Below are 10,336 nucleotides of genomic sequence, written 5' to 3' on the forward strand. Positions count from 1 at the left end.
CACTGTCGGCGGCGACCACCTTCAGCGTGGCGCCGGTCTCACGGTGAGTGATCAACCGAAGATGTGGCTGCACATGCAGCAGGTCCTTCAGCTCGTCGTCGTTGTTGACCATGTCCTTCGCCGGCACGAAGGCGTTGTCGGCAATCTCTTTGGTCGGGGCGAGGATGATGAACTCGGCTGACATGCGCCAATTTCGAACCAGGGCCGTCAGCATGATCGCGGCGGCGATGGTCGACTTGCTGTTCTTCTTCGGGATGCAAAGCATGAACTCCCGAATGAGACGTTCACCTGTCTCGCTGTTGTAGCTGCCGAACACAGCCCCTGCGAAAGCCAGTACCCATGGGGCGCATGCACTTTCAATGGTTGGGCTACCTGGGGCATCGACAATGCGCAGCCCCTTGAAAACCTCAAGACTCTCTTCTGCTTCCTGGGGGAAAAGCGGTTCAGGGATGATTGATTCGCAGGCAGCCAGGCGCCGCCACCAGTCTGGGCAGGCCGTGGTCCAAAGCATGCGTCACCCCTTGACTACAGTGAGGGGCGGCTTGCTTTGAGAATACTTGCCCTTGCCAGCCTCTTTCGCGGCCTCCGCCTTCTGCTCTTTCTTGCCCGCCTCGGCCTTCTTCCCGTGGATATACGGCACGGCGGTCTGCGCAGCGTTGCGCCGGTCGAAGACTTTCGCCCGGGGCTCGTTCATCAGCGCGAGCAGCCAAACCAATGGATCATCAGTTGAAGGCAGGCAACTTAGGAACTCTCCGTCGGCCTCATTGATCTCGAGGGGGTCTTCATTGGCTTCATCGGCCTTCGCTTTGCTGCGCCGCCTTTTCGGCTCAGGGTTAACACTGAGCTCTGCTCTACGAGCCAGAATTGCGGATGCGATCTTCGGATCATTGGCCCAGCGCGAACCAGCTGCAGCAGCCGTCGAGGGCTTACTGCCCGCGGCTTCCGCTGCTTCTTTGTTGGACGCGCCCCGGGCCTTAGCGTCAACAAACTGTCGCTGTTTGTCTGTTAACACCATTAACAAAAACCTTCAGGGGGGAGAAAAATGTCTACGTGGGGTCGGTGGCGGTCTAGCTAGATGAGAATCCCTTGCTTTTAACCCCCCTACCCCTTTCGAGGCACGTCACTGGCGTGCCTCTAACCCGCTGCGCCAGGCTTCCTCGACCCGCTGACGTGTCAGCCACCCAGCCCCGACGCCTCCTCAGCCTGCTTGACGGAGTCGTGACAAAGCTTGCAGAGACTCTGCCAGTTGGCCTGATCCCAGAAGAGAACCATGTCTCCACGGTGAGCAACGATGTGGTCGACAACCCTGGCGGCAGTTGTGCGGCCGTTCCGCTCGCAGTAAACGCACAGCGGGTTGTCGCGCAGGTACCGCTCTCGGGCTTGCTGCCACTTGTAGCCATAGCCGCGCTGGGAGCTGGTCATGCCGCTTCGCCAACTGCCGGGGCTCACCACCTTGACCCGAGAGCCTGCGCTCTCCTTGATGCGAGAGCCGAGCGTCTTGAGCCTGGCCATCAGTGCACCTCAATTTTCAATCCGCGACCGACCCAGTAAGCAACCCGACCAGGGTTCGGCTCACGCCCTGTGACCTGCGCAATTGCCAGCACACCAGCCAGGTAGTACTTCAGCCACCAGCGTTGGCGGCAAACGATCGTTGCATGCACCCTAGCCATGCCGGTACTCCTCATCTCTTGTACCAAGTCATCTGATAGCACCGCGCATCAGGCGGCACCTCGGCTATCGGCCAGCGCAGGCAGTCCATGTGCTTGCGCTCGGGCCGTGTGCGGCTCACTCGGAGCGTCTGCACCAGATATGCAGATCCGGCAGCCGTGGTGATGAAGTCGCCAACCGCAATGCCGTCGGCGCCGTCCACGTATAGCTTGCATGGCGTGTATGGAGCCTTTGCCATCAACCAGACCGAACCACGTCAAGCTGGATGCTGAGCAGATGGTTGAGATGGGAGTTCAGCTTTTCCACGACGAACCTGAGGCCAGCTTTCTGCACGCGATTCAGACTGCTCTCGGCGAGAAACACAGCCTGTTCATTGAGGAGGCTCACAGTCTCGCGGATTGCGCTTTCGAGCCGGTCCGGCGCATAGCTCTGAAATGCAGCCAGCTGAACGCTCCCGAGGTCTTTTGGTAAATCCATAGCTTCTACCTCGCGCCACAAAACGGCGCATGTCTGTTTTGTGGCGCGGATCAGCCGTCGACCTTCCGCTCCGCCCAGCGCCTGCCAAGCTGGCGAGCCTGTTCAACGCCCAGCACGCCGACAAAGCCAGCGGTGGCGAACGACCAAGCGATGCTCAGCCCGAACTCTTTCACGGTCAGGCCAACCACCATCACGATCAACGCGCCAAGCGTTGCCTCGATCAGCTGGCGGACTGGGCGGGTTTCCTTGCCGTCGTACTGAATGCGCAACCAGGTCAAGGCGAATGTCAGGCCCATTGCAAGGCCGTTCTCTCTCAGGGCGGTCAGTACCAGCACCCAGAAGGATGGGTCTTTCTCTGGCGGCATATGGGCCATCTCGATTCCTCCCGTTGCGGGGAGCACAATGAAACCCGCTCATGGCGGGCATGGGATCAGCGGCGATGCAGCAACCCGCCTGGTTGGAGCTCCTTGCGGATCACTTGGCGCACCACGTCAGCCAAGTCGCTCCCATTGAGCGCTGAGGACAGTGCGCCGATGCGGCTGCACAACACCTCATCAGCAGAGGCCCGAGCAGACACCTCGGTGGCGATGGCGGCAGAGGCTACGCTTGTCTCGCTGATGAAAACCTGCCGACCTTTAGCGGCGTCCAGATTGCCGAGCACGATCGGCCCGTTCGGGTTCGCTACAGTGATCAGGCCTTTGCCGAAATCAATTGAGATCGCCCCGCTCGACGACTGGATGCGAGTCGCATCCAGGGCAGTTTCTGCCGTGGCGTCCGCCTTATTGCAACCGCATGGCAAGTCGATCCTGCTCGTCAGGGAAGTGATCGCCTGGCCCTGAGCTGTGATCATCCCGCCCTGAGAAGTAATCCTGCTCCAGTGACCGCGAACGGTGCTCGACAGCGCCGAGACTGCAGTGCTGTCCGCCTTTGTCAGGACCTGCGCCTGCAGGCCTCCCACCTCGGCACGGAGGTCCGCGATGGTGGTTTGTATGGCATCAAGCTTGGCGAGGATCTGCTCGGACATATCGTGCTCCAGAACGAAAAAGGCCCGCCATCATGGCGAGCCCTTGGAATGGGTGCGGAGGGCCGGCGCTTCCCGGCTTGGTGGTCTGGATCGCTGGGTCACATACCCCAGACTCTCATCGCGTTGTCCATCAGTGACCACACGGGTTTGACTGAACGCCACTACCGACTTAGCCCAGCTGCCTGGGCGTGTCATCCGCATAAATATAACTCTAGGCGCATCTTTTGTATTTACATGTTATGCGCCTAGAGGTATAATTTTCACATCAACCACACAAGGAGACGGAGGTGCAAAGCAGGCAGTTGATCAAGGAGCTTGAAGCAGCTGGATGGGTTCTGAAACGTGTCACCGGAAGCCACCACATCTTCAAGCACCCCAACAACCCAAACTCGATACCAGTGCCACACCCCAAAAAGGATCTGCCAATCGGCACGGTAAAGAGCATCAAGGAACGAGCCGGGTTGAAATAACCCGGCTTCACCCTTTGCACCTCTGCAGGAGAGAACTATGCAATACCCAATCTGCATCGAATGGGGCGACGAGAACACCGCCACCGGCATCCAGATCCCTGATATTCCAGGCGCTGTAACTGCGGGCGACACCTTCGAGGAGGCATATTCCTCCGCTGTCGAGGTCGCTCATATCATGCTGGAAGAGATCGCCAGCAACGGCCAGGCCATCCCAATGCCAACCAGCGCAGCAGCGCACCGAGATAATCCGGACTTCGCTGATATGGGCTGGGGAATGCTGGAAATCGACATCACCCCGTACCTGGGGAAAACCGAGAAGGTCAACGTTACCCTGCCGGGCTTTGTGATCCAGCAAATTGACCGGTACGTGCGAGATCACAACGTCAAGAGCCGGTCATCTTTCCTGGCTGATGCTGCCATGGAAAAGCTGGGCCGCTGAATCACACCATCGCAACGCTCAAGCCGGGCAGCGGGGCACCCGATCTGCCCAGCCAGGTGGCTGTCCTGAGCCGGGGTCGGTCGGCCCCATTGACGCTCCAGAACGGAAAAGGCCCGCCGTCATGGCGAGCCTAAGTAGATCGGCCCCAACAGCACTCCCAGCTTGGGGCGATGGGCGTGGTGGAGCCGAAAACGAACAAGGCCCACCAGATCGGTGAGCCTTGTAGTTGGTGCAGATGGCCGGTGCGTACCCGGCTGACTCCCTCTCGTTCTATTTCAGCGGGCCTAGTGGGAGCGAGCGCCGCAATCTGCCATTCAGCCATGGCATTCATCTGCATAAACAAAAGCCCCGGCGAATGCTGAGGCCTTGAGGGGTAACCATTGATTACACGCGTCTTGCTGCTACCCAGGGCTCCGTGAATCCAATTGGAAGATAGAACAGGTCGCCATCAGCCTCATCTCGGTTCACCCCTTTACCAGTCTGGGTCTCGAAACGCTGCAGGCCTTTGAGCTCATCGCCTCTAGGACCAACATACTCCTGATAGTGAACAACGGTGTGCAGCCTTCCGTCCTCTGTCCTCACCTGAAAGCGATCAATCTCTACGGACCTTGCCATGCTTTATCCCTCTTGGTCTGGAAGAAGCATGATGGCACAAAAAAGCCCGTCACAATGGGCGGGCTTTTTGTGCCATTCCTCAGCAACGCGCAGGAATGACAGGATGGAGAAATAATCGGCCATGCGGCCATTTGATGTCAAGCGGCATTTTCCATCGAAAGACCTTCGTAGCTCAGGATGTCGGCTGCAGCCTCCAGTGCTTCATCGGCCATCTGCTTCAGTACGTCCTCGATGCCCTTCCTCCAGCGGCGTCGAGTTCGCTCAGGACGCGCATCCGGGTCCCACCGATTGATATCGTAGAACTGAGCCGGCAACACGATCATGTCGCTCGACCGCTTTCCCTCGGCGCCCTTCATCTTCGGGATCGCCCAAGCCGTCACTGCACTGGTGATGAACAGCTTCGGAGCATGGGAGGCAACCATGGGGATCAGGCGGCTGATCGACTGAACCTTTCGCCCCTTGTGCGTGCTGAACCTCGCCACCAGGACATCCCAGTGCCGCGGCTTCAGCTGGCTGTGCAGCCTGGCGAACACCCAGCAGTCAGCATCCATACGGCTGATTTCGCCACGCTCTACCGACCTACTCAAGGTTGCCATGTCGTGGCCGTCTTCGCTGCCGGGCTCATATAGCTTCTGCCAAGCCTGCTTGCTGGTGTTGTCGATCGCTTCTGCAGCCAGGGCCGAGACGACCGCCGCGAGTACGCTGCTGTAAATCATGTCCTTCCCCCTAATCCCCGGTGTAGTTGCCGCCCCCGGCTCCGCGCCGGTTGCTTCCCTGATATGTCGCCTCAGGCCCGGATGCCTGAGGGTTCTTCAATTGATCGATCTGCCTGAGCGCTGCCCGAAGCCTCATGCTGAGCTGGGTCACCAGCTCATCCAGGGGCAGAGCCTTGCCGGTTGCAGCCGCCACAAAGCCCGAGGCGTTGCAGTGGTCGCATGGCAGTTCGTGAAACACACCCTGAGTGACCGCTCTCCCACGGCACAAAGGGCACTCGCACAGCTCGATCACGGCCTTTTTAAAGGATGGGCCGTGGTTTCCTCTCATGCCGGCACCTTGAAGAGGTAACAGATCTCCTCGACCTCAAGCTTCGGGGTAGGCACTCCCTTTCCGTGGAGTGGCATGAGCTCGGCATCCCCATACGCGACCTTTGCGGACGTGCCCGCCCGGGTCACATACCACCCAGCGGTAGGCGCCTTCATTTGACGGTCCTTGCCGATCAAGAGCTGCCCCTTCTGAATGCGCTCAACCAGCTCCACCTGGCTGCCCTGGGGTATCTCGGAGTCAAACACGAGGGTCAACGCAAGATCGCCCAGCTGCATGTTCTGGCTCATTTCGAATCCTCGCTAATTACAAATGCGGTAAGGTCGCTCGGTGCCACGGTTGCTGGGGCCTGTGGCGAATTCTGCGAAATTTCAAATAAGGCCTTGGTAAGGCCGTGGATGGCTGCAAAGCCAACCCGATCAAGCCACGCATGCCACTTCTCCAGCGCGGCGCGGCGCTGCTGCATGGCCTGGGTGTGGATGTAGGTGCTCGCGATCTTGCCCAGCTTGTGGTTCAGCAGCATCTCGCCGATGTGGCCGTCGATGCCGAGGTCGGTCCAGGCGCTGCGGGAGACCTTGCGCAGGTCGTGACTGGTCCAATCGCCCTGCCCCAGGCGCTTGAATACATTGCTGGCCTGCGTCTCGCTAAGGCACAGGCCACGGCGATTCGGGAACAGGTACACGCCCTCATAGCCCTCGCCTTGCTGGATGGCCCGGTAGTGGGTCAGTAGCGCCTGCACCTGGGCGGTCAGTGGCAGGCGGTGTTCGGTGCGGGTCTTGGCGTTGGCCGCAGGGATGAACCACTCGGCAGCCGCCAGGGATATCTCGTTCCAGCGCGCCATGCGGGTCTCGCCGATCCGGGTGCCGTGGGCCAGCATCATCAGGGCCAGCATGGCGTCACCCGGGGCGGCTTCGAAGGCCTGGGCCAGCTGCTGCATGAGCCCCGGCAGTTGCACGTCACGCAGGCGAGCCGCCTTGGGCAGGATCTTGGCTTTGGTGAAGTCGTTGAAGCGCATCCCGGCCATGGGGTTGCTTTCGATAAGGCCCAGTTGCAGGGCCTGGCGGAAGGCGGTCAGCAGCAGCGCGAACATCTGCCGCAGGTAGGACAGCGACACCTCGGCCTGGCACGGCCACATCAGGTGCTTGTCCAGGGCATCGGCATTCACGCTGGCCACGGCCAGGTCATCCAGGCGCGGCCTGAGGTGCTGAGCAATGGCGGACTTGGCGCCGGCCTTGCGCTTCGCCGACAGTGAGCGGTCGCGCGCCATGCGGTCACCGTACCAGTCGAGCAACTGCCCCACGGTGGTCATGCCGGAAACCACCGGCGCTGTGGCCGGATCGCGCAGCAGGCGCTGACGCAGCGCGGGCAGCTCGGCAATCACCGCAGCCACGGTCAGGTCAGGCCAGCGGGCGACCGGCACCCACTTCTTGCCGCGCACCAGGTGCCAGGTACCACGCTCGCGGTTGCTCCAGAAGCGCAGGTACAGGCCAGGGTGACGCGGATCGCGCAGATCACGCACCGACTTGTCGGCGGCCTGCCGGCGCACTTCGGCCTCGCTCAGCTTCACTTCACGGGTCGCGCTCATGCGGCCACCGTGGCAGGGAGCAGCAGGTAGGCGCGAATAGCCTCGACGGCGTCGATGCTGCCCCGGCACACGATCGCGAGGTAGCCCTGATCGGCGAGCGCCTGCAGGTAGGCATCCTGGCTTGGCGAAACCGGCGCATCGAAGGGCGGCATGGCCTTGAACTCGATGTACAGGCCGAAGTACCCACCGCGCGCCATCGGCAGCACCAGGTCGGGCACACCGGCCTTGACGCCCTGCCCCTTCAGCTTGGCCGCCACGGCCTTGACGCGGTGGCCACCATTCGGGACGTGGTAGATCAGCTTGTAGGCTTGCGGGTAGCGCAGTTGCAGTTCCTGTATCAGCGCGGCCTGCTCCTGCCCTTCCCGGTCGACGGGCTTGGCGCGGGCCGGCTTGGCCTTGAACGGGCGAAGGGCGAGACCATTCATGCGATCAGCACCCCCTCGTTGAGCAGCAGTGCCTGGGTGCGCATGACGCCCTCGGCGTGGTACTGGCGCGCGGTGGCTCGATCCACGTCACGACTACGACCGTCACAAGCGTCGTGGCAGGCGCTGCAGGACCAGGCGCCTTGCAGGTCGTGTGGTTTCTTGCCGACACCGCACGTGCCCGCCAGGCGGTAGTGCGCAAGGACGGTGGTCTCGGGGTTGCCGTTGCACACGCCAGGAATGCGCACCTGGCACTCGCGGCCGCGCGCGGCCTTGGTCAACTTGGTCTGCCGCATCTTCACAGATCCTCCTTGCCGCGCTGCGACTCCCAGGTGAACGGCAGCACGATCACCCCACCCTCGCGGAGTCGATCGGCAGAGCGTTCACCCATCGCCGCGGGCAGTTCCTTGACACCTAAGTTGGAAATCACGATGGTCGGCAGCATCTTCTCGTAGCGGCCATTGATGATCGAAAACAGGCGGCTCAGCTCAAATTCGCTGGGGGTCTCTCTGCTCGCCCCAACCTCATCCAGCACAAGAAGCGTTGGCCTGATCAGACCCTCGAGAATACTTACCTCGGATTGGCCGGAGCTTCCGTCGAAAGTCGCGCGGATGGACTGCAGGATGCCGCCAAGGGTGCGGTACACCGCTGTGTAGCCGGTTGAAGCCATGACCGCCTGGGCAATGGATACACCGAGGTGAGTCTTACCAGTGCCGGGGTTGCCAACCAGGATCATGCAGCGCCCAGCCTCCAGGTTTTGCTCAAACTCTTCTGCGTACAGGTGGCAACGGGCCTTGGCCTTGATCTGGCCGGGGTTGTTGGCCTGGTAGGCCGCGAACGTCTTGTCCTTGAAACGCTTCGGGATCAAGGCATCACCAAGCTTCCAGGCCAGCTCATGACGCTGACGCTCGACCGCCAGCGCAGTTTCCTTCTCCGTTTGCAGCCGCTTGCACTCTGGGCATGGCGACCGAAATGTGCGACTCAGGACATGGGTAACAGTCGCCAGATACTCGCCGTGATCCTCGCACATGGCCATCGAAGTGGTTTGCGGCGTGGCCATGCTGGCCAAATGAACTACCTTCTCAGAACGCATAAGAACCATCCTCCCGAGGAATCAAGCCATCGGTGTAATCGCGGCCAGAGAAGCCGTGGTGGTTAGATTTGGCAGGGGCAGCCTTGCGTCGGCTGTCGTTCACGCGATTGATCACCCAGTCGGCCTTGAATCCCTGCCAACCCGCGGATAGGGCCTCAGTGATAGCGGCAACCGCCGTGATCCCGGCCTCAGCGCACTTGGCCAACTCGTCGTTCACGGTCGCCCATACTGTTTCGCTAACAGCGGCGCGTTTGGCTTTGCGCAGAGCGAGCCAGTCGACCAGGAGCTGCCTGGGGATCTGATGCGGGTTGTCGGCCATCAGCTGGGGCAGGCCGAATGGCGTCTTGCGGTCAGGTTTTGGCTCAGGCTCGAGATCGCCATTGACCGACCCTTTGGGGGGGCATGAAACATCTTCCGAAGGAAGATTTTCATAGGGGGTTTCTTTCTTAGAATAAAGAAGGGAGTCGGCGGTTTTGGTCTGTTTCGACTCAGAGCCGATTCGGACCACTTCAGCCGAGTCGGCTGTTTTAGTCTGTTTCGGATCAACGTAGATCCAGTCCTTCGGGTCATTCAAACCGATGTCGCCCCGGGCGCCACCCTCACGGAACAACACGCGACGGCGCAGCAGTCTGGAAACCGCCTTGGACACGGTGTCTGGGTGAGCGTGGATGGCTTTCGCGATGTCGGTTGCCGGGATGCGTTGAGCTCCCGCCCCGAAGTTGATGGTGGCCTTGGCCACGTACAGCACAATCTTCATCTCCCGCGCTGGGAGATCGATAGCCAGCAGGCCATCCATGAGCTGGTTGTCCATCCGGGTGAACCCCCTGGACTTGTCAAGTGGGACGATGTTTGTCATGCTTAAACCCGTTATGAAGCTGTAGAGAAAGCCGCCCTGCCAGGCGGTTTTTTTTCGTCTGCGATTCAGGTACTGGATGGATTCGCAGGTGTTTCAGTCATCTACTGGCGCAATGCCAGATCTCTCATAATTCCCACCATCAGACGGCTTACGGCGTCAGGCAGCGGATCCCTGGGATGGAAAAGGGCGTCTCTCGACAGCCGAGTAACCGCCATCGGGGAGCTCGAAAACGCTGATATCCCGCTTTGCGACGAGCGCCTTGTGAATGGCAGGCGCCGTCACGCGGAGAAGCCTGGCAGCCTCGGACTGCCCTTTTTCAGCAACGAATTTGTCGAGGGGGGTCTCGCTCATGATCGGGCCTCGGTTGGTCATACCCCGAATATTAACCATCGGTTGATTATCTGTCCATACCGATGGTTTCTCCCAATTCTTTAACCATTGGTATATGTTCGCGCCATGACCAAGAAACGAATCCTCCCTCCTGACCGTCTGGCCGAATGCGAGGCTGCGCATGCGCTGTTCCTCGCCCGCAAGAACGAGCTAAAGCTCAGTCAGAAGAAAATCGCCGACGAAGCGGGCATGACGCCGGCAGCCGTTAATCTCTATTTCAAAGGCCTAAACCCGCTAAACGCCAAGTTCGCTGCGG

Annotated in this window: 20 protein-coding genes; 3 read left to right on the top strand and 17 right to left on the bottom strand. The window is 60.5% G+C overall.

The features are described from left to right. The 8 genes from APH42_RS27455 to APH42_RS27480 form a co-directional block, all read right to left on the bottom strand. The coding region (locus tag APH42_RS27455) for a terminase large subunit domain-containing protein (RefSeq protein WP_308418273.1) at positions 1–511 on the bottom strand (511 nt) is incomplete at its 3' end. Positions 512–514: 3 nt separating this feature from the next. Beyond that, positions 515–1,015, bottom strand: coding sequence for a terminase small subunit (locus APH42_RS27460; protein ID WP_060494644.1), 501 nt, complete (start codon positions 1,013–1,015; stop codon positions 515–517). A gap of 158 nt (positions 1,016–1,173) precedes the next feature. Continuing rightward, positions 1,174–1,512 (bottom strand): HNH endonuclease, encoded by a 339-nt coding sequence (locus tag APH42_RS27465; RefSeq protein WP_060494645.1) that lies wholly within the window; start codon positions 1,510–1,512, stop codon positions 1,174–1,176. Then, a complete protein-coding gene (locus APH42_RS30250) occupies positions 1,512–1,670 on the bottom strand; it encodes a hypothetical protein (RefSeq protein WP_177336883.1) in 159 nt (52 codons plus the stop codon). Before APH42_RS30250 ends, APH42_RS27465 begins: the two co-directional genes overlap by 1 nt. An 11-nt stretch (positions 1,671–1,681) precedes the next feature. After that, the gene (locus APH42_RS30625; RefSeq protein ID WP_082421472.1) at positions 1,682–1,906 is read right to left on the bottom strand and encodes a hypothetical protein; all 225 of its coding nucleotides are present in this window, start codon (positions 1,904–1,906) and stop codon (positions 1,682–1,684) included. Next, positions 1,906–2,145, bottom strand: a complete 240-nt coding sequence (locus tag APH42_RS29670) for a hypothetical protein (protein ID WP_082421473.1) — start codon at positions 2,143–2,145, stop codon at positions 1,906–1,908. Before APH42_RS29670 ends, APH42_RS30625 begins: the two co-directional genes overlap by 1 nt. Positions 2,146–2,195: 50 nt before the next feature. Continuing rightward, positions 2,196–2,519, bottom strand: coding sequence for a phage holin family protein (locus APH42_RS27475; protein WP_060494647.1), 324 nt, complete (start codon positions 2,517–2,519; stop codon positions 2,196–2,198). Between the two features lie 56 nt (positions 2,520–2,575). Then, positions 2,576–3,169, bottom strand: coding sequence for a hypothetical protein (locus APH42_RS27480; RefSeq protein WP_060494648.1), 594 nt, complete (start codon positions 3,167–3,169; stop codon positions 2,576–2,578). Between the two features lie 287 nt (positions 3,170–3,456). On the opposite strand from APH42_RS27480, the gene APH42_RS27485 reads away from it, so the two are divergent. Both APH42_RS27485 and APH42_RS27490 read left to right on the top strand, forming a co-directional pair. Next, a complete protein-coding gene (locus tag APH42_RS27485) occupies positions 3,457–3,639 on the top strand; it encodes a type II toxin-antitoxin system HicA family toxin (protein WP_016715573.1) in 183 nt (60 codons plus the stop codon). Positions 3,640–3,676: 37 nt separating this feature from the next. Continuing rightward, complete coding sequence (locus tag APH42_RS27490) at positions 3,677–4,078, top strand: type II toxin-antitoxin system HicB family antitoxin (RefSeq protein ID WP_060494649.1); 402 nt, start codon at positions 3,677–3,679, stop codon at positions 4,076–4,078. Positions 4,079–4,830: 752 nt separating this feature from the next. On the opposite strand, the gene APH42_RS27500 is transcribed toward APH42_RS27490, so the two are convergent. The 9 genes from APH42_RS27500 to APH42_RS27540 all read right to left on the bottom strand — a co-directional run bounded on the left by APH42_RS27500 (position 4,831) and on the right by APH42_RS27540 (position 10,041). Further along, a complete protein-coding gene (locus APH42_RS27500; protein ID WP_060494651.1) occupies positions 4,831–5,409 on the bottom strand; it encodes a hypothetical protein in 579 nt (192 codons plus the stop codon). A 10-nt stretch (positions 5,410–5,419) separates the two neighbouring features. Then, positions 5,420–5,737: a hypothetical protein gene (locus APH42_RS30630; protein ID WP_060494652.1), complete on the bottom strand. Its 318-nt coding sequence runs from the start codon at positions 5,735–5,737 to the stop codon at positions 5,420–5,422. After that, the gene (locus tag APH42_RS27510; protein ID WP_060494653.1) at positions 5,734–6,024 is read right to left on the bottom strand and encodes a hypothetical protein; all 291 of its coding nucleotides are present in this window, start codon (positions 6,022–6,024) and stop codon (positions 5,734–5,736) included. Before APH42_RS27510 ends, APH42_RS30630 begins: the two co-directional genes overlap by 4 nt. Continuing rightward, positions 6,021–7,319 carry a site-specific integrase gene (locus tag APH42_RS27515; RefSeq protein WP_060494654.1) on the bottom strand — a complete coding sequence of 433 codons (1,299 nt, stop codon included), beginning with the start codon at positions 7,317–7,319 and terminating at the stop codon, positions 6,021–6,023. The genes APH42_RS27510 and APH42_RS27515 overlap by 4 nt, the downstream gene beginning before the upstream one ends. Continuing rightward, positions 7,316–7,744 carry a VRR-NUC domain-containing protein gene (locus APH42_RS27520; RefSeq protein ID WP_060494655.1) on the bottom strand — a complete coding sequence of 143 codons (429 nt, stop codon included), beginning with the start codon at positions 7,742–7,744 and terminating at the stop codon, positions 7,316–7,318. Before APH42_RS27520 ends, APH42_RS27515 begins: the two co-directional genes overlap by 4 nt. Then, complete coding sequence (locus APH42_RS27525) at positions 7,741–8,037, bottom strand: DUF1364 domain-containing protein (protein ID WP_060494656.1); 297 nt, start codon at positions 8,035–8,037, stop codon at positions 7,741–7,743. Before APH42_RS27525 ends, APH42_RS27520 begins: the two co-directional genes overlap by 4 nt. A gap of 2 nt (positions 8,038–8,039) precedes the next feature. Then, complete coding sequence (locus APH42_RS27530) at positions 8,040–8,834, bottom strand: ATP-binding protein (protein ID WP_060494657.1); 795 nt, start codon at positions 8,832–8,834, stop codon at positions 8,040–8,042. Beyond that, complete coding sequence (locus tag APH42_RS27535; RefSeq protein ID WP_082421474.1) at positions 8,824–9,690, bottom strand: replication protein; 867 nt, start codon at positions 9,688–9,690, stop codon at positions 8,824–8,826. Before APH42_RS27535 ends, APH42_RS27530 begins: the two co-directional genes overlap by 11 nt. Before the next feature lie 156 nt (positions 9,691–9,846). Continuing rightward, a complete protein-coding gene (locus APH42_RS27540; RefSeq protein ID WP_060494659.1) occupies positions 9,847–10,041 on the bottom strand; it encodes a Cro/CI family transcriptional regulator in 195 nt (64 codons plus the stop codon). Between the two features lie 105 nt (positions 10,042–10,146). Here APH42_RS27540 and APH42_RS29675 point away from each other — a divergent pair. After that, positions 10,147–10,336: helix-turn-helix domain-containing protein (locus APH42_RS29675; protein WP_156352946.1), on the top strand; the 190-nt coding region annotated here is incomplete at its 3' end.

The organism is Pseudomonas sp. NBRC 111140 (genome assembly GCF_001320885.1).
In the GTDB taxonomy this organism is placed as follows: Bacteria; Pseudomonadota; Gammaproteobacteria; order Pseudomonadales; family Pseudomonadaceae; genus Aquipseudomonas; species Aquipseudomonas putida_P.